We start from the raw sequence: 20,739 nt of genomic DNA, 5'->3' as shown, positions 1-20,739 counted from the left end.
CAGTTACAGGGCGGCGATTGTCGCCGGGTCCATAGGGGTAGTATCGCAAATGGCGGCGACGGTTTCCAGTGTCATGTAGCGCCGCGTGATTGCCCACTCATCATTTTGCTCCAGCATCAGGGCTCCGACCAGTCGTGTGACTGCGGCCTCGTTTGGAAAGATGCCGACAACGTTGGTCCGCCGCTTGATCTCCTTGTTGAGGCGTTCAAGCGGGTTGGTGCTGTGGATTTTGACCCAGTGCTCGCGAGGGAAGCTCTTGTAGGCCAGCACGTCATCCTCCGCACGGCGCATTAAATCCGCGAGCTTAGGATGGCGCGGATCAAACGCGTCGATCAGCTTGGCCCAGTGCTCCTTTGATGCGGCCAGCGTGTTTTGGTCGAAGGCGGTTCTGAGCGCCGCCGTGACGATTGGCTTGTCCTTCTTGCCGACGCAAGCAAGTGCGTTGCGCATGAAGTGGACGCGGCAGCGCTGGACGGTCGCACCGGCGGACCTCATGGCGAAGATCGACCGGTGAGGTCAGTCGCGGACTGTTTCGCCTGCATGGTCCGAGCAGCGAAGCGCAGACATACTCTAGTCGTTTTCCAAAACGGGCCGCTAAGGAACGCCTTCCCGCCGCGCGAACATATTCGGCACCCCACCAATCTGGGCATGCTGAGGCAACCTGCCGGGGGGACTAACGGCGGGTTCGCAAGATCTCGGCGATACCTCGACTTTAGAAGGCATCCACGAGCGCTTTATCGCCGACTAACCGGCCCTAATCACCCAAATTGAATAATAGCTGCGGGTGAGGTTGCCCTTCGCCACCGCCGCACCCAAGTCGTTTTCAAACCGAAGGAGATCATACAGATGCAATGTCCGATTGATGGAAGTTCCCTGATCATGACTGATCGTTCAGGTGTTGAGATCGATTACTGCCCTCAATGCCGCGGCGTGTGGTTGGACCGGGGCGAGCTTGACAAGATCATTGAAAGAAATATCCCCGATCCTTCAAAGCTGCCGGAGGCTTATCCCGACGATAAGCTTCGCTCCCTTGAGCGCGAAGAATACCACAGGAAACCTCACAAAAAGAAGCGGCGAGATAGCTTTCTCAGCGAACTGTTCGACTTCTGATCTCAATTGGCGAGATGCTTCGCTGGCACCACTTTTATAGTATCATTGATAGGACCGGTGGGACTTTCTTTGCGGCCGTTCCTTTCGCTACCACTCTTAGTGCGACGGCGCGATATTCATCGCACGATGCGCCAGAATCGGATCGAGCCAGTAAAGTTTAGTCCCTAGGATCAGCTTGCCGAGTGATTGGCAAGATACGAGGGACCGCGGCCAGAATGATCAGCAAAATTAGCGTCGATAGGACAGCTGTCGCCTCCAGCCCCAGGCCAACAACGATGCCAATCCCGGCAGTTGCCCAGATGTTTGCGGCGGTGGTCAGGCCTTGGATTGTCTGTTCGGTGGTCCGGACGATGATCGCTCCTGCACCCAGAAAACCGATGCCCTGCACGATCCCTTGCAAGATGCGCGACATATCTGGCATCGGCATTCCACTTTGCAACGGGCCGATTACAAACAACGCCGCACCTACAGCCACCAGCATGTGTGTCCGCACCCCTGCGCTTCTGGCTCTAAGTTCTCGTTCATATCCAAGAATGCCGCCCAATAGGGCCGCAAGTGCCAATCTCAAGGTGATACGCGTTATCGTAGCTATGTCAGGTATGTCGGAGAACTCATTAACGACGGTCGCCCAGATTTCTTGGCCCATATTAGTAATCCAATGCTGAAAAAAATTTCTCTACCGCTCGTTGCCGGACCGGGCTCTTGCTTGAGTGGCGGTCGTTCTTAACAATCAGTGGCTAAAACAGCACATAGAAGTGCGTTCGATAGTTAGCTCGTTTGGCAATCACGCCAATCCCGAATGAGTTATTATTTTTTCGGGACCCGCGAGATGCACAGGGACAAATGTGGAACTGTCTATTTCCTCTCTTGATCAGCAGGCATTTGATCCAAGGTTGGCCACTTGTTTGGACCATTCCTCGACTTTATCGGGTAAAGGCTCGCTCGCTTCAGAAAAGTGTGTGACGTGCAGGGGTGTGATGCCTGTGAACCCAAAGATTTGCGCGCGGAGCTGGCGTATCATTGCATTTCTATAGACGAGCCTGAAAAACCAGTTCGGGGTGTCAGAGGTCATAATCACGCGCCCGGTTCGCCCGTTCAAAAGTGGCTTCGGCATACCCAGCCACGTCTTCTCTCGTGTATTGAACGCAGTGCCGGGTAGAAGGACCCTGTCAAACAGGCCTTTCAACTTCGCTGGCATACCTCCCCACCACATCGGCGGTCTTGTCGCCACGAAGCGCTTCCAACGCCACCTTGACCTTAAACTGATCTGTAAAGTTCCGGCGCTTTGCCATTCTCGTATCCCTTCAAAGGTTTGGGATACACCTTAGCCGACTGTCCAGTTTTCTGGGACCACTTCAACCCTATACTCGCTTTGTCTACGATCGGCGCTCTGAATTTGTAGCTTAGCTATGTATTACAGTTGAGAGCTAAGGCTGTAAGAACCCCCGGTCTCAGCAATTCCGATGAGAACAGCTTTCTGACAAACTCGCTCCATGCAACGCCGAACGGCAGCTTTGTCCGCATCGCGGCGCGGCGAACAGCGGGTTCGTGCCCACTCTACCCAATTTCTGCAATGCCGCTAATGTCTGAGATTACGGTAAGGCAAAACGTTCAACAACCCCTTGGGTTTTGAGCAGATCTCATGGCAGCATCAAACAAAGGTTTTGCGACCGTGCCAAATGGAGTTTGGTGAAACGCTTTTTCTCGTGTATTGTTAGAGTATAATCATAAAGGAATGGATACTATGACGTCTTTAAAATCCACATCAATTGCATTGTTCGTTGGGATTTCGGCTTTGGCCTTCGCTCCAGTTGCGCAGGCCGACAATTCAAACAAAGTAAAATTTAGAAGCAATATTGGCGTTGTCAACTTAACTCGCTGGCGCCGAGGAAATGGCCTGTTTTGGAGCGTCAGATGCTCGCGGCGCCCTTCCAAGCGTCGAAGGCTTCGATTCGATGATAGCGTGTTGCGTTTGCGGAACGGCGGCTGGCGGGAACTGAGAAACGGTTTCGGACGGCAGTGTGGCAGGCTACAAACCGTTGCAACCCGCCCGGAGAGCGAAATCCTTGCATGCAACGCTCTCGTTTTCGAAACGGTAGATGGCTGTTTTCCGCCCTGTTGTTCAAGCCCTTGTGGGAACGATGTTCGAGACCGGATGCGACTTCACGTTTGGCCGCTCCGTAGGATCGCAGCTTGTCTGTGACGATCCGTTTGGGCAAGCCAAACCGCTTGATCAGCGCCTTCAAAAGACGCTTTGCGGCACGCTTGTCGCGTCTGGATTGCAGGATTTCCTCCAGAACAAGCCCGTTCTGATCGACCGCGCGCCAGAGCCAGAACTTCCGCCCCGATATCGTTACCACAACCTCATCGAGATGCCAGATATCGCCGGGACGGGCCTGGCGTCGACGCAAATTCCGGGCAATTTGAGGGGCAAATTTCGCCGCCCAACGCCGGATCGTCTCATAGGAAACGTCGACGCCACGGTTCAGGAGTATTTCCTCGACCTCGCGTAGGGAGAGGTTGAAACGCACATAAAGCCAAACGGCGTTGTCAACTTAACTCGCTGGCGCCGAGGAAATGGCCTGTTTTGGAGCGTCAGATGCTCGCGGCGCCCTTCCAAGCGTCGAAGGCTTCGATTCGATGATAGCGTGTTGCGTTTGCGGAACGGCGGCTGGCGGGAACTGAGAAACGGTTTCGGACGGCAGTGTGGCAGGCTACAAACCGTTGCAACCCGCCCGGAGAGCGAAATCCTTGCATGCAACGCTCTCGTTTTCGAAACGGTAGATGGCTGTTTTCCGCCCTGTTGTTCAAGCCCTTGTGGGAACGATGTTCGAGACCGGATGCGACTTCACGTTTGGCCGCTCCGTAGGATCGCAGCTTGTCTGTGACGATCCGTTTGGGCAAGCCAAACCGCTTGATCAGCGCCTTCAAAAGACGCTTTGCGGCACGCTTGTCGCGTCTGGATTGCAGGATTTCCTCCAGAACAAGCCCGTTCTGATCGACCGCGCGCCAGAGCCAGAACTTCCGCCCCGATATCGTTACCACAACCTCATCGAGATGCCAGATATCGCCGGGACGGGCCTGGCGTCGACGCAAATTCCGGGCAATTTGAGGGGCAAATTTCGCCGCCCAACGCCGGATCGTCTCATAGGAAACGTCGACGCCACGGTTCAGGAGTATTTCCTCGACCTCGCGTAGGGAGAGGTTGAAACGCACATAAAGCCAAACCGCGTGCGTGATGATCTCTGGCGGAAAACGGTGGCGCTTGTAGCTGACAGTCGTACTCATGCGTAGCAACTACGAAAAATATCCAACGCTGCCAACGGACCCGTGTTAACGTGACAATTCCGTATTTTGCAAAAAAAAGTTCGGTTTTTATATACTTATCAATGCCTTATGATCCTATTAACGGACATCCCATAAACATTCACCTATGCTCCCATATCCTTTCACCTTTCAGCCCATAAACGTTCACCTATCTGGGCCCCATCTCCCATATCCTTTCACCTTTCACCCCATAAACGTTCACCTAAAGGCGTATAAGCCTTTGTTTTAAAAAACTTTATCGGTGCCTAAACGTATTAAACGTTGTTCTTTTAAACAAATTAAACAACAACAGGAGCCTTTACGCTCTTCTATCAATGCTGGTTGTTGCTCTCTTGAGATTTTGAGAGAGTTAAAGAAAGTTGACTGAAGTCAGTACTCTCCCCTTCCAGGGAACATGGCTCTAAGGAAGGCATATGCCTCACAGATGATTAACGCTGCAGGTTACCGCATGGCTAGCATGGCCGTTATACGGCCACGCTGCGACGGTTCTCATTGACATCGATCAAAATCAGATTGTCTGCTAATAGTGCCTCCCCTAGGCGCCAGCGGTAAGCGCATGGACTTGCTGGGTAGTCCAAGCAGGCTGCGTTGGGTGCTTCAATGCAGGGAGTACCGTTCATCTTATAGTGCCCCACGAAAACCGGAGGCGCGTCGGCGCTATAGAGCAAGGCTGCAGTATCGGGTGGGAGCGCCCCGGACGGCAATTCGTCCGGTTTAGGCACTGAAAGGCAGGCTTCCCGCCACGTGGTTGCTTCTGGACGCCACCAAGCTAGACGCACTTCACAGCGCTCATGGTTGTTCATGTCGTGGAACATGTAGCCTTCAGGCAGGGAAACTTCGGGACCGGAGAGCAGCCTTTCGACAGCCTTGCCAAATGATGAGGTAGCGGCAGCCACTTCAGGTAGATCGTCAGCGTGCAACCGGCCATCAGGACGCCTGGCTTTAATAAGCTCGATTGCGGCATCGTCCCAACAAGCGTGAACTAGCCGCAAGCCATCTAACTCGTACCAGAGGGGGAGGGTCAGGAACCAATCCGTCCATGCCTTGGCTTCTTTCGTGCCTACACCAAAGGCTTCGATGAAGCTTTGATGTTGCTTGGTTTTCGCAGCTGTATGCGCGCGCAGCCAAGCACCGTCAGCGTCCTTGCGATGGTAAAGGATCGCGTTTAGCTCGTGGTTGCCCATGACCGCAACGGCGCGACCACTGTCGACCAAGCGCCGCACCCGTGAGAGCACAGCTCCCTCGTCTACCTGCTTCGTTAGTTTTCCGGCATCGATAAAGTCGCCCAGGAACGCGGCCGGAGTATCTTCGGCCACTTCTAATGAACGCTCAAGGCGATCTATATCGGCGTGGATGTCGGGGATAATTATATATTCTTTCATGTCCGCTACCTAGCGTTGCGAAGCTCATCCCGCCACCCGCGCTACGGCGCTCGGGCGAACGACACAGCCGAAAGCTTTAGGCCTCTACATCTCATATGTGATTTCTTTTATCCAAATATCGATTTTGACTTGGTTGGTGAGAAAGGTGGGCGATATAAGAAAAGCGTCTTTAAAAGATGGAAAGTTTGCCTTGTCCCATTTGAACGCCGTATCCTCCCCCACACAATCAGCAGATTTTACAAGCTCTGCGGCCATGTGGGTCGCACGATCTCAGGAAATTGACATACCAGCTCCGGTGATGCGACTGGCGGGACAATGTCTTCTTGACTGGTTTGCCGTGACTATTGCTGGCACCGCCGAGGAGCTGTCGCCAATCATAACTGCCGTTACGACCGAGGGTAAAATCGACCCTCAGGGTGTGGCTCTCGTCGGGCAACAGGGACGTGCATCAGAACAACAGGCAGCAAGGATCAATGGGACAATCAGTCATGCCCTAGATTTTGACGATGTAAACTTGCGCATGCACGGGCACCCAACCGTAACTCTAGCGCCAGCTTTGCTGGCGGTTGCCGAACAAGAAAATCTCTCGGGCGTAGCGCTTTTACGCGCATTTGCGGTGGGCTATCAAGTGGCTGGACGCCTAGGACACGCCATGGGCGACACACATTATGCCCGCGGCTTCCATGCCACGGGCACGATCGGAGCGGTGGCCGCAGCCGCAGGCTGTGCATCATTGCTAAAACTGGATGAAAATCAAACTGAAGCAGCATTGGGACTGGCCGCGACGCAGGCGTCTGGCCTTAAGGCGATGTTTGGCACCATGGCGAAACCGATGCATGCCGGAAATGCCGCGGCCAATGGGATCATAGCGGCGCGGTTGGCACAGCGTGGCTTCACAGCGCGCGCGGGGGGGCTTGAGCACCCGCAGGGCTTTGGCGCGGCCATGTCCGATGACAGTCAGTTCTCGGGGGGCGATTTCCAATCGACACCTCCTGGCGCCCCGGAATGGGAGATCACGCGCAACCTCTTCAAGTATCACGCTGCCTGCTATCTCACTCATTCTACAATTGAGGCTCTGGCCCGGCTCCGGAAAGAGCACGGAGCAATCGATCCTGCCGAAATAGCTGCGATTACATTGCACGTGCCCGAAGGTCACCGCACAGTGTGCGATGTCCTCGAGCCACGCACTGGTCTTGATATCAAGTTTTCGATCCGCCACCTTGCGGCTTTGGCGCTTGCCGGCGCTGATACTGCGGACCTTTCACTTTATTCTCAGGCCACGGCCCTTAAACCTGAGTTGGCGGCCCTTCGCAAAAAGGTCCAGCTGTCGCATCAGAGCGACCGCGCCGATCGCTACGGTGCTGAAGTCGTTGTTAATCTTGTCGATGGTACAGAGCTTAACACCTTCTGGGACGTATCTACACCGGTGGAGAACTTGGACGCGCAAGAGGATGCGTTAAAGGTCAAAGCCGCAACTTTGATTGACCCAATCTTAGGGAACGATGCGTCGAAGGCGCTCTTTGCTGCCGTGGCCGAACTGCCCACCGCGGCCGATTTGACTGGCTTGCTGGCATCAACATTACCGAGCTCAAAAGATATAACTAAAACTGGATAACTCATGGATATGGTCACAGACCTGAAGTCCCGGGCTAGGCTTTGGACGCGCGGGAATACATTTGAAGACTTCACTATCGGCCGAACTTTTACCCATCACTGGGGGCGGACGTTAGGCGAGATAGACAATACACTCTTCACCACGCTGACACTGCATTACAACCCGCAATACCTCAATGCGGAGGTCGCTGGGGCGAACGGCCACGACCGGGGACGCCCAATCAACCCGCTTTTGGTGTTCAACACGGTTTTCGGTCTCAGCGTCGAAGACCTATCTGAGGGCGGCGGCCCGTTCTTAGGTGTGGACGAATGCGTCTATGGCATGCCGGTCTATGTCGGTGACACCCTTACGGCCACAAGTGAAGTGATCTCAGCGCGCGAAAGCGACAAACGCCCCAATTTTGGCATCGTGACCTGGGCCACACGTGGCCTGAACCAAGATGGTGAAGAAGCCATCCGGTTCCGGCGCTCGAACCTGGTGCGCCGCCGTGACATGCAAGGAGAGTAAAAATGGAGATGAATGACGCCCCTTATTCGGACGACGGACGCGGTTATTTTACCGAAGAGCGCAAGATGATCCGCGACAGTGCAAGGCAGTTCACCATGAACGAGGTGTTGCCAATTGCCAATCAGTTGGACGGCCCAGATGCAGAGATCCCCGATGCCCTGAAACAAAAGATGGCCGACATGGGATACTTTGGCATTATGATCCCTGAAGAATATGGCGGTCTCGGCCTAGGCGCCTTTGAATATTGTCTTGTGGCCGAGCAGCTTGCGCGCGGCTGGATGTCGGTCGCTTCGCTGATGGCCCGCGGTCAGGGAGGTTGGATTCGCAAGGCAATGTCGCCTGAGATGCAAGCCGAATACCTACCGCGCGTGATGCGAGGTGAGTTCCTCAACGCGACTTCGTTGTCCGAGCCTGGTACCGGTTCTGACTTGGCCTCCATTTCTTGTCGCGCAGAGCGTGATGGCGAGGATTGGATTCTCACCGGCTCAAAATACTGGTGTACCTTTGCCGATGGGGCCGATTACCTGACAATCTTCGCGCGCACCGCGCCGCCACCTTCATCGGACAAGCGGTGGATGGGGATTTCCTGCTTCATGATAGAGAAAGAGCGCGGCTCCTTGCCCAAAGGAATTGCCGGATCGCCCATTCCAAAGATCGGCTATTTCGGCTGGAAGACCTTTGAACTTTCCTTTGACGGGTTCCGGGTGCCCGCCAGTCACTTGATTGGCGAAGAGGGTAGGGGGTTTCTGCTGATGGCCAAGGGGTTGGAAACTGCTCGTGCCCATACAGCCGCGCGCTCAATTGGCTTGGCGCAGGGCGCATTGGAAGATGCGATTGCCTATGCCCAAGAACGCGAACAATTTGGGATGCCAATCGCGGAGTTCCAAGCGATCCGCTTCAAGATTGCTACCATGGCAACCGAGGTAGAGGCGGCGCGACAGCTTCTCTATTCGGTTTGCAATAGTATTGATACCGGCGCGCGCTGCGACATGGAGGCATCGATGGTTAAGTATTTCGCTTCCGAGATGGCCGAACGCGTAACCTCGGAAGCCATGCAAATCTTTGGTGGGGCGGGATATACCAAGTTGCACGCCGTCGAACGCCATTGGCGCGACGCGCGGCTGACAAAGATCTTCGAGGGCACTTCGGAAATCCAGCAGCGCATCATTTCAGATAAAATTTTGGGCAAATCGCTTCTCGACAAAATCGTCGCTGACCGGGCCTTTGACAAAAAATGGGGCACAGACCCAAAGCTTGGAGCGGCGGCCGAATGACGGTGGAAACGATCAACACAGCGGCGCTGACCTCTGCTAGCAACTATTACGAGGATTTTGTGGCGGGCGATGTCTGGCGCCATGCCCGCGGCAAGACAATGACCGAGATGGACAATGTCTTGCTGACCAATCTGGTACTGAACACCGCCGAAGGTCATTTTAACGAGGACCGGATGCAGAAGGCGGGCGGGGGGATATTCTCGCAGCGTGTGGTGTTTGGCGGCATCAACCTGTCCTTTGTCATTGGACTTGCAGCGCAAGATACAGGCGAGCAGGTGCTTGCCGAGCTGGAAATGGACAAAGTGCGCCTGCGTCACCCTGTATTTCATGGAGACACCCTCTATGCCTTTACCGAAGTAATGGAAAAATCCGAGAGCGACCGTCCAGATGCAGGTCGCGTGCGGTTTCGCCATTACGGCATCAATCAAGACGACAAGCTCTGCGTCGAGGCCGAGCGTCTGGTGCTGATTAAGAAGCGGGCCGTCTGGGCTGGTGGACGCGCGTGAGCGAACCGCTAGATCATAGCGCCAACCCCCTTGTGCCCGGCGGCGCGCTTGAAGGACTGCGTGTCATCGACCTGACTATGATGTTGGCGGGCCCCTATGCGTCGATGATGCTGGCGGATCAGGGCGCGGATGTAATTAAGGTCGAACCTCCTGGCGGTGACAGCACCCGACGCATCGGCCCCTTTTTGCCGGGCGGGTTGACCCAAGATCAAGGTGGATATGGTGGCTATTTCGCCTCGATAAACCGCAATAAGAGGTCGGTCGTACTAGATCTCAAATCTGCTTCGGGCCTTGCCGCGCTCAAGAGGATGGTAGCCGGGGCCGATATTCTGATCGATAATTACCGTCATGGTGTAATGGAACGGCTGGGTCTGAACGACGCGGCGCTCTGGGCTGCTAATCCGAAACTTGTCCATGTGTCTATACGCGGTTTCGGAGATGCTGTCGGCGGTGCCAGCCCCTATGCTGACTGGCCTGCCTATGATCCGGTCAGCCAAGCTATGGGCGGCGTGATGAGTATCACGGGGGCACGGGGCGGCCCACCCACTAAGGTGGGTCCTGGAGTGGGCGATATCGCTCCTGCTATGTTCGCCGCATTTGGGGCGCTGGCGGCGACTTTCCGGGCCCACCGCACTGGTCGGGGAGAGCGGGTAGATATCAGCATGGTCGACAGCGTACTGGCCATGTGCGAGCGCATTATCTTCCAACATTCTGCAACCGGCGCCTCACCCGTCCCGGAGGGTAACGGTCATCCGCTACTGTGCCCCTTCGGCTTGTTCGAGGCCTCAGATGGGTTCGTTACCATCGCCATCCCCAAGGATGATTTCTGGGCGCGTTTCGTGAGCCTGATCGGGCGGCCCGAACTGGCCCATGATCCCGATTTTGCCACCAACGCCGCGCGGTTGAAAAACGCCTCCCGCACTGAGGCCCTAGTTACCGAGTGGACGCGTCCGCTCACTCGCGCCGAGATCAGCAGCGTGATTGGTGGTCAGGTCCCTTTTGGCCCTGTGATGACGGCTAGCGATATTTTTGCTGACCCGCACTTCCAGGCGCGTGGGATGTTAGCTGAGGTCGCCATGGCCGGGGCGGATCGGCCGTTGCATGTGGCCAATACTCCGGTCCGCATGGCGCATGCTGCTCATGGCGTACGTCAGCCAGCACCGCTGACCGGCGAACATGGTGCCGCAATCCTGGCGGAGTTCGGTTTTGCAGCCGAAGAGATCGCGCAAATTTGCTCTGATCCGTTGCAGAAGATCACAAGTTAACGAGGAAAATTCGATATGAGCCAACCTAAAAGACTTCGCCGCTGTCAGTTGTCCGTTCCAGGATCCAGCGAAAAAATGATGCAAAAGGCCGCGAGCCTAGACTTGGATTATGTTTTTCTGGACCTTGAAGACGCTGTCGCTCCATCGGCCAAACGTGAAGCTCGAGGCAAGATCGTTGGAGCGCTGAATGATCTCGACTGGGGCCGTACCACCCGGTGCGTGCGGATCAACGATCTAACGACCGAATACGCCTATGAAGACATTATTGAGGTGGTTGAGGGCGCAGGCGAGAATATCGATGTCATTATGCTCACCAAATGCTTGGGCCCCGATGACATCACCTTCTGTGACAAGCTGCTAAGCATGATGGAAAAGAAGCTGAAGCTGAACAAACGGATTGGCCTTGAAACCTTGATCGAAGAGGTTGAGGCAATGCAAAAGGTTGACGAAATTGCCGCCGCGTCGGACCGTTTAGAGGCGTTGATTTTCGGGATGGGTGACTATTCGGCCAGCCAAGGCGTGTCGATCAACGATATCGGCGGCGACACCGGCTATCCCGGCGATATTTGGCATTATCAGCGTCAAAAATTGACGATCGCGGCTCGGGCCAACCGGATCGACGCGGTGGACGGGCCGTTCGCCGACTTCCGCAGCCCCGATACCTATCGCGAGGAATGCCGACGGGCGATGATCCTAGGTATGGTAGGCAAATGGGCAATCCATCCTTCACAAATTGAAATCGCACAAGATGTGTTCTCACCCAAAGCCGAAGACGTGGCGCGCGCCCGCAAGATGAAGGCTGCCTATGAAGACGCTTGGTCTCAAGGGCTGGGTTCAGTCCAATTTGAGGGCCGGATGATTGACATCGCTTCTATCCGCATTGTCGATAACACGCTGCAAAAAGCCGACATGATTGGAGGGTACTCTTGATATGAGCAACGCAAATACACGAGCCATTCCTGACGCGACCGGCCTGCATCCGCAGCGTCTGGACGGGAAGGTAGCATTGGTCACCGGTTCGGGCCAAAATATCGGACGTGCCATTGCTCTTCGTCTTGCAGAGGCTGGCGCTACGGTGATCGTCAACGGCGCGCGCAATCGCGACAAGGTTGATGAGACCGTTCGTCTGGTCGAAAAGGCGGGAGGTCGGGCGCACGCAATCATGTGTGATGTCTCCGACCCGGACGCAGTAGGCGGAATGGTAGCCGAGGCAGTTAAGGCCTTTGGCTCGATTGATATCTCGGTCTCAAATGTGGGACGCCGCCTGCACAAGCCGTTTGATGAGATCACGATAGATGACTGGGACGACTCGATCCGTATCAACCTCTCTGCTTCCTTTTACCTCGCGCATCATGTCGTACCGCTGATGAAGAAACAGGGCTGGGGCCGAATTATCCATGTTTCGGGTTATGATGGGTTCACCGGTCATCTAATCAACCGCGCCTACAACATAGCGGCAAAATCCGGAATGCACGGTTTATCCAAAGCCATAGGCAAGGAACTAGGGCTATATGGTATCACCGCTAACACCTTAGTTCCTGGAGCAATCGATACCGACCGCGACTGGAGCCAGTACCCGAACACCACGATTGATACGGTCCGGGAGCGCATTCCCGTAAAACGATGGGGTCATATCGACGACCTCGCCTATGGGGCTGTATATCTATGCACCACAGGCAGTTTTATGAACGGCCAAGCACTACATCTCAATGGCGGCGAATTTATGTTCTGATTATGCTGCCGCCGCTTTCTGACACACGGTTGGCGGCGGCACGTTGTTGATCTTCAACAAAGGCTCGGGCTTGGTCCAGAAGAATCTCGCGGAGCCATTCGCGCTTCGGGTCGAGCCGTGCTAGGGGACCACCCAAACCTATCGCCAACGCACGGCCTTCGCGTGGAAGTTCGAGCAGGGTGGAAATGGTCCCGACATCTTCAGTGACCATGCCAAAGGTCTCAAAGTATCCCTGCCTGCGGGCGACCGCTACGTTTTCCAGCACCTGCGCCTCGGTCATATTCGTAGGCTTAGTGGTGAACTCGACATTGTAGTTACGCACCATAGCGCCGATTTCTGTATCATTGAACCGCGTCAGAAGCATAACACCCATACCGCACCCATGGATCGGCCGTGTCTGGTTCGGCCGCAGGGAAAACCGCAAAGAGTGCGGGGAGTCCAGCATCGAGACATAACGCATCTGCAAACCGCTTTGCGCACCTAAAAGTACCGCCTCGCCAGTGCGTTCGGAGAGGTGTGTCATCAACCGGTTGATGCCAGCCATACCACCGGGGGCGCCAAGCGCCCAGTGCCCAACGAAAGCTAGCCTTTCCGATGGTAGATAGCAGCGCGTATCTCGCTGGCGTGTCAAATATCCTTCGTTCACTAAAGTCTTCAGCAAAGAAGAAATGCTTGATTGCGGCATACCCAAGGCGTCGACAATATCTTGTACGCTCAAAGCGCGGCGCTCGGCTTCGAATAATTCAAATACGCGCACCACCCGGACCGCAGACTTTACGGCTCCGTCATAGTCCTTATTCATAGGCCCTCCAAATATCACATACAGGATACAATTCATCAAGATTGAGATGGACTATGATTTATCCCTCTGAAATCATCAACAGACAATAGATCGGGCGCCGCCGGGGGGGCGATTTGCCTGACTTCGTTCGGGAGGACCACAATGACCTATTTCAACAGTATTTTCTTAGGCGCTGCATCTATAATGCTAGCTACCACCTCGCTCGATGCGAAAACCCTAAGCTTCTCCAGCTCGTCTCCGCCCAGCTCGGCTACTTCACAGGTTTTGAAAAACTGGGCTGACTCGCTCGAAGAGGCTACTGGAGGCGAGCTAGAAATTGAATTTTATTGGCAGCAATCTCTGTCGAAATTGGGTGATAATTTGGATGCGGTGGCCAGCGGCCTAGCTGATATGGCCGTTGTCGTGCCAGCCTACTCACGCCAAAAACTGCCGCTAAATTACCTGTCATCGACCTCAACAGGTACGGGTGACCCGTGGGTAATCTCGAAAGCTTGGCGCGAAACCCGCGAAGCGTTTCCTTCCATTGCCGAGGAAGAGGCCCGCGAAAACGTCAAGTTTCTAGCTATTGAATCTATCGGGCCTGTAATTTTTGTTGGTGATCGGATTTACAAGTCCCCAGAGGATTTGAACAATGCCACCATGCGTCTGTCGAGCCATTATGCTTATGCGGCGCAGAACTCTGGATGGAATGTAAACCCGGCGCGAATTCAGTCACCGGAGACCTATACGTCGCTTGAAAAAGGTACCATTTCAGGCGCCACCACCTATGCGAACCAGCTACTTCCGTTCCGCCTGAATGAGGTAGCGGACTTCGTTACCCGCCCGGACCTTGGTCAGCATTCCAACATCTACTATATCAATCTTGAAGTCTGGGAAGGCCTTTCGGACGATCACCGGGCTGCAATCGAAGCTTCGTTGGACGATCTCAACTTAGCCTTCGCCAAGGCTGAAGTGAACGAAGCCGTAACCGTGTTTGACGAAGTCCAGAAAGACGCGACATATCCGATGCAGGTTTACGAATTATCTGAGGAAGAACGGACTGCTTGGGCCGAGGCGCTGGAGCCGTCTTATGACAACAACGTGTCAAAAGCCGCTGAGGTGAACCCGGCAGCGACCGAGATTGGGCAAGCCTATAAGGCCAATCGTGAAGCAGCTTCGCAAGAGTTGGAGCAGGGTGGCTATCCCTGGTAAGATCCGCCGGCGCGCTTATTGCGGCGCGCCGGTCTTTAGATGCCAATCCTGTCCAAATTTGAAATCTCACCGATCTTGCGCCTGTCGTCGGAACGGCAGAGACTTAAGGGGCGCCCGTGTTCACTTTAATCATATATCAACAGCTAATCTCATCAGCTGACAGCTTCTGGACTGAACAACATCTGATGTCGTTGTGGCTGTTGGGTGTGTTTTTTGACCTGATGGGCATCTTGCTACTGTATGTCATCTTTTTGTCCCTCCAGGCAGTTGGAGCCGGTCCACGTGCCGAACGTGCCCAGGGTTCTCTTGTTCTTCTTGCTGCGCGGGTCCGACGCTTGGATCAGGGGGTGCTTTGGATTGCGGGTGGCGTGCTCGCAGTAATGGTGCTGATCACCTTCGTTTCAGTCGTCGGACGCGCCGTCTACAAGCCACTGCCTGACGACATAACCTTTGCGGAATGGGCATTGGTACTGCTGGTATCACTGATGTTGGGCACTCTTCAGGGCCGCGAGGATCATATCGAGGTCACTGCGTTATCAGATTCTCTTTCTTTTCGTTGGAACCTGTATTTGCGGGTCTTTGGTTGCATCATTGGTTTGGCGGCAGTCGCTCGTCTGTGCATGGTGTCCTTCGAGGAGGTGCCTGACAGTTTTCTCGAGATCACCTACGGGTCGATCTACGAGCTGCCGGCATGGCCACCACGTCTGTTCTTTATGATTGGGGTAGCATGGTGGCTGACCCGAATTGCGATTCAATTCGTGATGCTACCTATCTTGATCAGCCTGAATGCACGTGATGCCTTAGGAGCATTCGGTCCGACGCCCCTGCTATCGCAGACCGGCACCGGCGAAGGTGAAGTAGACCTTTCGGACTCAGGGGATCAACAATCAGAAAAATTCGGAGGCGCGCGTGGAACGTGAACTGATTGGTGGGATCGGGGTCATCCTGATGATCCTACTGCTATTCTTGCGAGTGCCGGTGGCTTTCGCCCTGCTTGGGGTGGGTTGGGGCGGCGTCGCTGTTTTGCGCTCTACCGGGGCTGCCGACGCGGTGCTGTCCGCAGATACGTTTGGCAGCCTCCTGAACTTCGACTTGACTACGATCCCCAGTTTTATGCTCATGGGCTACATCGCCTATGTTGCCGGCTTCACACGCGAGGTCTATGACGCCGCGCGTATGTTGTTCGGGCGCCTGCCAGGGGGGCTCGCGGCCGCGTCCACAATGGGTTGCGCAGCTTTCGCGGCAGTTTCAGGGTCGAGCCTAGCAACGGCAGCGGCAATGGGTAAGATTGCCGTGCCCGAGATGTTGCGGCGCGGCTATGACAAGGGGCTTGCGACTGGCGTTGTGGCCGCGTCGGGAACCTTGGGCTCGCTGATCCCGCCGAGCGTGCTGATGATCCTTTATGCTGTGTTCACTCAGCAATCCATCGCACTTCTGTTCATCGCGGGGATCTTGCCGGGCATTTTGTCTGCAGGCATTTATATCGCGATGATCCTGATCCGCGCACGTCTTAACCCATCGCTCGCGCCAGGAATGACCGAACGGATCACCTTCCTCGACAAGTTGCGTTCCCTCAAGAGCACTTGGGCAATCACGTTGCTGTTCGCAGTGGTAATGGGCGGTATCATGATCGGGTTCTTCACTCCGATGGAGGCCGGTGCCATCGGCGCATCCGGGGCGTTTTTGATTGCTCTGGCAGCAGGACGCCTAACGAGAGCCAAGCTTGGCCGCGCCTTTCTGGACACGCTGCGTCAAAGCGGGTCAATTTTCGCGATCATTTTTGGCGCGCATGTCTTCACCAGATTCATGGCACTGTCGGGGCTGGGGCAATGGTTGGCGGATATCGCCACGAGCTATAGCGATCAGGCCGTTCCGGTCGTCATCGCGTTGTCGGTGATTTATATCATCTTAGGCACTTTTATCGGCCCCATAGAAATTATGCTGATTACTCTGCCAATCGTCGTTCCGGTGGTTCAGAGTTACGATATTTCGCTGCTGTGGTTCGGGATTATCATGATCAAATATCTCGAAATCGGGCTGATTACGCCGCCATTAGGCTTCAACGTTTTTATGATCAGCTCCGTGGTCGGGCGATCCGTTCCGATCACTAAAATCTTCCGAGGAGTTATGTGGTTTTTGGCGATGGACGTAGTGACCCTCGCGCTATTGATCTCGGTCCCTGCGATCACTTTGTTCTTGCCGGACCTCTATACGGACTGGATGTCCTACCTCCGCAATGCCGATCTTGATGCGGGAACGGCCATTTGGCTTTGGATAACTGGCAACGGTTCAGGCTAACTAAGTCACCTTAGCTGCGCCGCCATGAAAGCCGGCGCAGCTAAGCTTGACACAAAATCAAACTCGTATCAGTGCCACCTGATAGCAATAAGGGGCACTTTCGATGACCTCCACTGCATCACCCGGGCGTGCGGCGTTTCGCTCGAAGAAACTCTTCACCCACGATCGTTCGCGAAAAATCTTCTTCTTGCCATCGATGTCAGTCGAAACAGGTGCTGAGCCTCCCCAAGTAATGCTGACAGTACGAGAAGCGCGGCTTGTGCGGTTGCCGCCACCAATAATCTCAGCCGGAAAAGCTGATATCAAATCGCGTAGATAGAAATGGCTGTTGTTGATATTGCCCTGGGTGAGCACACTACGTCCCACAACGCTTCCCGTGGCGGTGGCACCTAATAAATGTGAGTGGGCTGGAGGAGCAGGGGCGGTATCTGCGTCATCTAATACGTCATCAGAGGTCTTTGCCATGCTACCGCCCCACCGTTCGGCCAGAAGGACAACCTGCGCCGCGGCGCGCGCATCTTCACCGGCGTCGTGGTGTTCGAATTCCAAGCCCAGAAATGCCTTCAGTGACGCGAGGCCGTGCCCGCCATTCCCTTTCAGTTCAGGCCAGGCCGCACGTGCAACACTGACACTGTTCTGCCAATCCCAATCAGGCTCTGCACGACCGAGTTCATTGCAGGCGGCACGAATAGAACTCCGGTCAAAACCCGAGTGCTGATAGACGGTTCGACCGGTAAGATGCATATCAATTGCTTCTATCACCTCACCGATAGTAGGTGCGCCCTGGACCATGCCAGGCGTAATACCGTGCAGTTCACTGAACACCCAGCGGTCAGTGCGAGGATCAACCAAGGTTACCCACGTTGCGATACTGTTGTCCGGGCGAACACAAGCCACACCGACCTGACAGATGCTGGCGCGATCATTGTTGGCGGTCTCGACATCGAGCGCAAAAAAACGGAACGGGCCATTGGGCAGTTCAGCCATGGTGCCGGCACTCTTCTTCTGAAGCGCACTGCCTAAAAAACGCTCCCTCTGGCGGCCAATCGCGGCACGTTCATAAGGACTGAGAGCAAGGCTTTCGATCAATGTATCGACTAAAGTGGTGGGCTCTTCGTAAGCCTCCATACCCCGCTGGTTCCAAGCAACCATTTCGGCAGGTGCCCTCGCTATGACCTGCGCCTCTAAATCAGCAATTGGAGCGTGATCCGGAAGAGGCACCCAGACTGCCCGACAGTGCTGCATGATGAAGGCATTACGTAGTCGTTTCGCGATGTCCCCATCAGCCTTGGTGACTGGGTCATTGCGCAAGCGCCACATCCGCCCGGTGTTATACATGCGAGAGAAATAGTGGCTCGAGGTTTCGGATCCGGTACGGTGACGCTGATGTATGCGCTTGTAAAAGGTCTCGTTTTCAGCAGACGTGGAGCCAATATAGCGGAAGTTTCCGGAATGATCGAAGAGCCCATAGATACCGCGGCAATCGCGCGGAGCTTCGGACGTCGGGCGGGGCAGGGCGGCCTTTAAGGCTTCGAGGACTTCTGCTGCTGTAGGAATATTCATGCCAGGTCTCCTGCCTTCTCAATACGCTGCCATGCGATACCACTAACGATCCCCCACAGGCCCTTTTCGTTCGGCCGACGCCAGCGCGGAACGGCCATGCTGTTCAGCCGTGTTAATGCGTCGAAGAAGTTGGAGACATTCTCTTCTTCACCCTTCGCGCCGATCTGGTAGGTGCCGTTGCGCATGAGGTCAGGGGTGAACAGTGATCCGTCCCGAGCAACGGGAACAAAGATCATCCTTTCAGGTGCAATGGCAGGCCCCTCATCGATCGTTTCGATAGTGGCATCTTCTTCCTGCCAGATAGAGGCAAGGAAGCCCTTCTTCTTCTGCAGCCATGATGCGGCGCTCATGGCCACTATGCCTCCCTGGGGGCCACGCTCCAGTACGCTGTTCGCCCCTGAAAGCAGGTTGCGCACACTCCCTTCGGCAATGCCGCCAAGAACTGCCATGGAATGAAGATCCACTTCTCCCCGACCAAGGTCGATCGCGTACCGCGATGCGGCGAGACGAGAAATTCGCAGCAAAGTATTGTTTCCGCTGCCAAGCTTCTGAACATCGCTACGCGCTGCAAATTCAGTGATCTCGTTTACAAGCGTGCCCAACCAATCCGCGCGATCGCCGACGGGCACCTTCTCTGGGGTAACGCCGTACAAGCCATATAGTACTGCTTCGTAGAACCGGGAGGAGATGGGCAATACGTCGAAAAACGCCGACACATCCTCCATCGCATCGCGCCAAGTATCAGCATCGATACAGTTGATGTCAGCAACAGGCTGGACCAACTGACGCAACGGGGCAGAAGCAACGTCAGATCCCAAGAGACCTTCGACGTGTTCCAAGGATTCCATAGTCAATACGTGAAGCCACTGGGCATAGTCCCATTCGTGATCCGCTAGATAAACAGTGTCCTGGCATGCGTCACGGCGTTCGGCAGCGGTCATTATCTCGGTCATCGTAGTTTCCTTTTAGCGGTGCAGACGACGAACATCACTGCGGACATTCAGCATATTGCGGTGGTTGGAGGGCGTCGACGCTGCGACAACAAAACCGGCTTCGAACACGAGGCGGCAATGCTTGTGACTCTTTTCAATACAAAGAAGGTCTACTCCTTCTTGCAAACACATCTTCCGATAGTCCCTAAATTGGCGAATAGGTCCTAACCTTGATAAATTTTTAACGACATCATCTTTTCGCCTATCCCACCTTTCGTCGAAAATTAGAAATCTGTCAATAGGTAAAAGTTTGATTACGTGATAATGTATAACATAAATTTACCTATACTCGACGACGAGTAAGGCAATTGAGAGGCTCTCGTACGATCAAAGGTATCTGATACCGGATACCAGCAAAGGGGCTTGCCTGCGGAGATCGGTTTAGGCACTCTGAGAGCATGACCTACGATCTGCGTACCAACCACATTTCCTACCCCCGAATATCTAGCTGATCGCCAGATATAATCGGGGGAGTGCCTTGGTGGGCAACGGGCCTTATACACCCTACGGACAGTAGATGACTGTCGGCGCGAGAGTTCAAATCTCTCCACTCCTACCATCCCATCCCATCCAATTCTCTCGCGAGGTACCCGTGACACAAGCGATCGCATTAGCTGCAGTCCAAGATGCGATTGCCGGTATGCGGCGGCCACGCCCCATTGATTTATCGGTTGCACGTTGTTGTGGCTGTTTAATGCGGAGGGCGATCGGTAGCTCGTCAGGGACTACGAGACGAGGTCCTTATGAGCCCTCGGCTTGCTGTGCATAGGCCCATGGCATCAGGGCGTCGATGTCTCGGGCGAGGTGGCCATTTGCCAGCTTGGTGAAGAGATCTCGCATGTAGGCATAGGGTTCGACGCCGTTCATCTTGCATGTGCCGATCAGGCTGGCGAAGCGGGCCCAATTTCGGCCACCCTCATCATGGCCGGCGAAGAGCGCATTGCGGCGGTTCATGGCCGGGCTTCGGATGGCGTTTTCAACAAGATTGGAGTCGATGTCGATGCACCCATCGTCGAGGAACAGCCGGAAGCCGTCCTGACGTTTCAGCATGTAGGCCATGGCCACGCCGAGGCCGGATTTGCGCGATACCCGCGCGGCCTGGGGTCGTTTGCGGGAGGGGGCGGAATCCTACGCTAAGGCTTTGGCCAACGATATTCACCGGTGAGATTGATGTG

General features: G+C 55.0%; 19 protein-coding genes, 1 tRNA gene and 3 pseudogenes. 12 read left to right on the top strand and 11 right to left on the bottom strand.

Translation table 11 applies throughout. The features are described 5' to 3' along the window. Positions 1-3: 3 nt before the first annotated feature. Positions 4-480 (bottom strand): annotated as a pseudogene (locus ACGYLC_RS17010) (transposase); the annotation flags it as partial. Positions 481-846: 366 nt separating this feature from the next. Here ACGYLC_RS17010 and ACGYLC_RS17005 point away from each other — a divergent pair. Beyond that, a complete protein-coding gene (locus tag ACGYLC_RS17005; protein WP_394424104.1) occupies positions 847-1,110 on the top strand; it encodes a zf-TFIIB domain-containing protein in 264 nt (87 codons plus the stop codon). Positions 1,111-1,267: 157 nt separating this feature from the next. On the opposite strand, the gene ACGYLC_RS17000 is transcribed toward ACGYLC_RS17005, so the two are convergent. The 6 genes and pseudogenes from ACGYLC_RS17000 to ACGYLC_RS16975 all read right to left on the bottom strand — a co-directional run bounded on the left by ACGYLC_RS17000 (position 1,268) and on the right by ACGYLC_RS16975 (position 5,819). Next, the gene (locus ACGYLC_RS17000; RefSeq protein ID WP_394424102.1) at positions 1,268-1,756 is read right to left on the bottom strand and encodes an MgtC/SapB family protein; all 489 of its coding nucleotides are present in this window, start codon (positions 1,754-1,756) and stop codon (positions 1,268-1,270) included. A gap of 225 nt (positions 1,757-1,981) precedes the next feature. Continuing rightward, positions 1,982-2,308, bottom strand: a complete 327-nt coding sequence (locus tag ACGYLC_RS16995; protein ID WP_394424100.1) for an NAD(P)H-dependent oxidoreductase — start codon at positions 2,306-2,308, stop codon at positions 1,982-1,984. Beyond that, positions 2,280-2,402 carry a hypothetical protein gene (locus ACGYLC_RS16990; RefSeq protein WP_394424098.1) on the bottom strand — a complete coding sequence of 41 codons (123 nt, stop codon included), beginning with the start codon at positions 2,400-2,402 and terminating at the stop codon, positions 2,280-2,282. Before ACGYLC_RS16990 ends, ACGYLC_RS16995 begins: the two co-directional genes overlap by 29 nt. A gap of 618 nt (positions 2,403-3,020) precedes the next feature. Beyond that, positions 3,021-3,665, bottom strand: a pseudogene (locus ACGYLC_RS16985) (IS6 family transposase); the annotation flags it as partial. Between the two features lie 40 nt (positions 3,666-3,705). Then, positions 3,706-4,398, bottom strand: coding sequence for an IS6 family transposase (locus ACGYLC_RS16980; protein ID WP_237273977.1), 693 nt, complete (start codon positions 4,396-4,398; stop codon positions 3,706-3,708). Between the two features lie 503 nt (positions 4,399-4,901). Continuing rightward, a complete protein-coding gene (locus ACGYLC_RS16975; RefSeq protein ID WP_394424096.1) occupies positions 4,902-5,819 on the bottom strand; it encodes a metallophosphoesterase in 918 nt (305 codons plus the stop codon). 97 nt (positions 5,820-5,916) lie between these two features. Here ACGYLC_RS16975 and ACGYLC_RS16970 point away from each other — a divergent pair, with 97 nt between their 5' ends. Genes ACGYLC_RS16970 through ACGYLC_RS16940 form a run of 7 tightly spaced genes read left to right on the top strand, consistent with a single transcriptional unit; the run spans position 5,917 to position 12,718 of the window. Next, positions 5,917-7,434 carry an MmgE/PrpD family protein gene (locus ACGYLC_RS16970; RefSeq protein ID WP_394424094.1) on the top strand — a complete coding sequence of 506 codons (1,518 nt, stop codon included), beginning with the start codon at positions 5,917-5,919 and terminating at the stop codon, positions 7,432-7,434. Positions 7,435-7,437: 3 nt separating this feature from the next. Continuing rightward, positions 7,438-7,941, top strand: a complete 504-nt coding sequence (locus ACGYLC_RS16965) for a MaoC family dehydratase (protein ID WP_394424093.1) — start codon at positions 7,438-7,440, stop codon at positions 7,939-7,941. Positions 7,942-7,943: 2 nt separating this feature from the next. After that, positions 7,944-9,215 carry an acyl-CoA dehydrogenase family protein gene (locus ACGYLC_RS16960; protein ID WP_394424091.1) on the top strand — a complete coding sequence of 424 codons (1,272 nt, stop codon included), beginning with the start codon at positions 7,944-7,946 and terminating at the stop codon, positions 9,213-9,215. After that, positions 9,212-9,721: a MaoC family dehydratase gene (locus tag ACGYLC_RS16955; RefSeq protein ID WP_394424089.1), complete on the top strand. Its 510-nt coding sequence runs from the start codon at positions 9,212-9,214 to the stop codon at positions 9,719-9,721. The genes ACGYLC_RS16960 and ACGYLC_RS16955 overlap by 4 nt, the downstream gene beginning before the upstream one ends. Continuing rightward, entirely contained in the window at positions 9,718-10,986 is a 1,269-nt protein-coding gene (locus ACGYLC_RS16950) for a CaiB/BaiF CoA transferase family protein (protein WP_394424088.1), read from the top strand. The genes ACGYLC_RS16955 and ACGYLC_RS16950 overlap by 4 nt, the downstream gene beginning before the upstream one ends. Positions 10,987-11,001: 15 nt before the next feature. After that, complete coding sequence (locus ACGYLC_RS16945) at positions 11,002-11,916, top strand: HpcH/HpaI aldolase/citrate lyase family protein (protein ID WP_394424086.1); 915 nt, start codon at positions 11,002-11,004, stop codon at positions 11,914-11,916. Between the two features lies 1 nt (position 11,917). Beyond that, positions 11,918-12,718 carry an SDR family NAD(P)-dependent oxidoreductase gene (locus tag ACGYLC_RS16940; protein ID WP_394424085.1) on the top strand — a complete coding sequence of 267 codons (801 nt, stop codon included), beginning with the start codon at positions 11,918-11,920 and terminating at the stop codon, positions 12,716-12,718. Here the strand turns inward: ACGYLC_RS16940 and ACGYLC_RS16935 are convergent. Then, a complete protein-coding gene (locus ACGYLC_RS16935) occupies positions 12,708-13,520 on the bottom strand; it encodes an IclR family transcriptional regulator (RefSeq protein WP_394424083.1) in 813 nt (270 codons plus the stop codon). The genes ACGYLC_RS16940 and ACGYLC_RS16935 overlap by 11 nt on opposite strands. Before the next feature lie 141 nt (positions 13,521-13,661). Here ACGYLC_RS16935 and dctP point away from each other — a divergent pair, with 141 nt between their 5' ends. The 3 genes from dctP (at position 13,662) to ACGYLC_RS16920 (ending at position 17,009) form a co-directional block, all read left to right on the top strand. Next, complete coding sequence (dctP, locus tag ACGYLC_RS16930) at positions 13,662-14,711, top strand: TRAP transporter substrate-binding protein DctP (RefSeq protein WP_394424082.1); 1,050 nt, start codon at positions 13,662-13,664, stop codon at positions 14,709-14,711. A 116-nt stretch (positions 14,712-14,827) separates the two neighbouring features. Continuing rightward, positions 14,828-15,631, top strand: a complete 804-nt coding sequence (locus ACGYLC_RS16925) for a TRAP transporter small permease (RefSeq protein WP_394424080.1) — start codon at positions 14,828-14,830, stop codon at positions 15,629-15,631. Next, the gene (locus ACGYLC_RS16920) at positions 15,621-17,009 is read left to right on the top strand and encodes a TRAP transporter large permease (protein WP_394424078.1); all 1,389 of its coding nucleotides are present in this window, start codon (positions 15,621-15,623) and stop codon (positions 17,007-17,009) included. The genes ACGYLC_RS16925 and ACGYLC_RS16920 overlap by 11 nt, the downstream gene beginning before the upstream one ends. 57 nt (positions 17,010-17,066) lie before the next feature. Here ACGYLC_RS16920 and ACGYLC_RS16915 read toward each other — a convergent pair whose 3' ends face one another. Beyond that, on the bottom strand, positions 17,067-18,572 hold the full coding sequence (locus ACGYLC_RS16915; RefSeq protein ID WP_394424076.1) for an exonuclease domain-containing protein: 1,506 nt from the start codon (positions 18,570-18,572) through the stop codon (positions 17,067-17,069). After that, positions 18,569-19,525 (bottom strand): hypothetical protein, encoded by a 957-nt coding sequence (locus ACGYLC_RS16910; RefSeq protein ID WP_394424075.1) that lies wholly within the window; start codon positions 19,523-19,525, stop codon positions 18,569-18,571. The genes ACGYLC_RS16915 and ACGYLC_RS16910 overlap by 4 nt, the downstream gene beginning before the upstream one ends. 508 nt (positions 19,526-20,033) lie before the next feature. Between ACGYLC_RS16910 and ACGYLC_RS16905 the strand changes: the two genes are divergently transcribed. After that, positions 20,034-20,123 (top strand) — tRNA-OTHER (locus ACGYLC_RS16905). 182 nt (positions 20,124-20,305) lie between these two features. Here the strand turns inward: ACGYLC_RS16905 and ACGYLC_RS16900 are convergent. Continuing rightward, positions 20,306-20,665: pseudogene (locus ACGYLC_RS16900) on the bottom strand (transposase domain-containing protein); the annotation flags it as partial. Positions 20,666-20,739: the final 74 nt, after the last annotated feature.

Origin of the sequence: Sulfitobacter sp. 1A12157 (assembly GCF_043557345.1) — a bacterium.
Classification (GTDB): Bacteria; Pseudomonadota; Alphaproteobacteria; order Rhodobacterales; family Rhodobacteraceae; genus Sulfitobacter.
Note: the sequence above shows the minus strand (reverse complement) of the source record. Positions and strands in the feature narration are given on the sequence as shown.

Bases quoted from the DNA above. Each gene is read 5' to 3' on its own strand.
- ACGYLC_RS16965 (WP_394424093.1), top strand. From the start codon at position 7,438: ATGGATATGGTCACAGACCTGAAGTCCCGGGCTAGGCTTTGGACGCGC.
- dctP (WP_394424082.1), top strand. From the start codon at position 13,662: ATGACCTATTTCAACAGTATTTTCTTAGGCGCTGCATCTATAATGCTA.
- ACGYLC_RS16935 (WP_394424083.1), bottom strand. From the start codon at position 13,520: ATGAATAAGGACTATGACGGAGCCGTAAAGTCTGCGGTCCGGGTGGTG.
- ACGYLC_RS16910 (WP_394424075.1), bottom strand. From the start codon at position 19,525: ATGACCGAGATAATGACCGCTGCCGAACGCCGTGACGCATGCCAGGAC.
- ACGYLC_RS16980 (WP_237273977.1), bottom strand. From the start codon at position 4,398: ATGAGTACGACTGTCAGCTACAAGCGCCACCGTTTTCCGCCAGAGATC.
- ACGYLC_RS16945 (WP_394424086.1), top strand. From the start codon at position 11,002: ATGAGCCAACCTAAAAGACTTCGCCGCTGTCAGTTGTCCGTTCCAGGA.
- ACGYLC_RS16955 (WP_394424089.1), top strand. From the start codon at position 9,212: ATGACGGTGGAAACGATCAACACAGCGGCGCTGACCTCTGCTAGCAAC.
- ACGYLC_RS16995 (WP_394424100.1), bottom strand. From the start codon at position 2,308: ATGCCAGCGAAGTTGAAAGGCCTGTTTGACAGGGTCCTTCTACCCGGC.
- ACGYLC_RS16975 (WP_394424096.1), bottom strand. From the start codon at position 5,819: ATGAAAGAATATATAATTATCCCCGACATCCACGCCGATATAGATCGC.
- ACGYLC_RS16915 (WP_394424076.1), bottom strand. From the start codon at position 18,572: ATGAATATTCCTACAGCAGCAGAAGTCCTCGAAGCCTTAAAGGCCGCC.
- ACGYLC_RS16990 (WP_394424098.1), bottom strand. From the start codon at position 2,402: ATGGCAAAGCGCCGGAACTTTACAGATCAGTTTAAGGTCAAGGTGGCG.
- ACGYLC_RS17005 (WP_394424104.1), top strand. From the start codon at position 847: ATGCAATGTCCGATTGATGGAAGTTCCCTGATCATGACTGATCGTTCA.
- ACGYLC_RS17000 (WP_394424102.1), bottom strand. From the start codon at position 1,756: ATGGGCCAAGAAATCTGGGCGACCGTCGTTAATGAGTTCTCCGACATA.
- ACGYLC_RS16960 (WP_394424091.1), top strand. From the start codon at position 7,944: ATGGAGATGAATGACGCCCCTTATTCGGACGACGGACGCGGTTATTTT.
- ACGYLC_RS16940 (WP_394424085.1), top strand. From the start codon at position 11,918: ATGAGCAACGCAAATACACGAGCCATTCCTGACGCGACCGGCCTGCAT.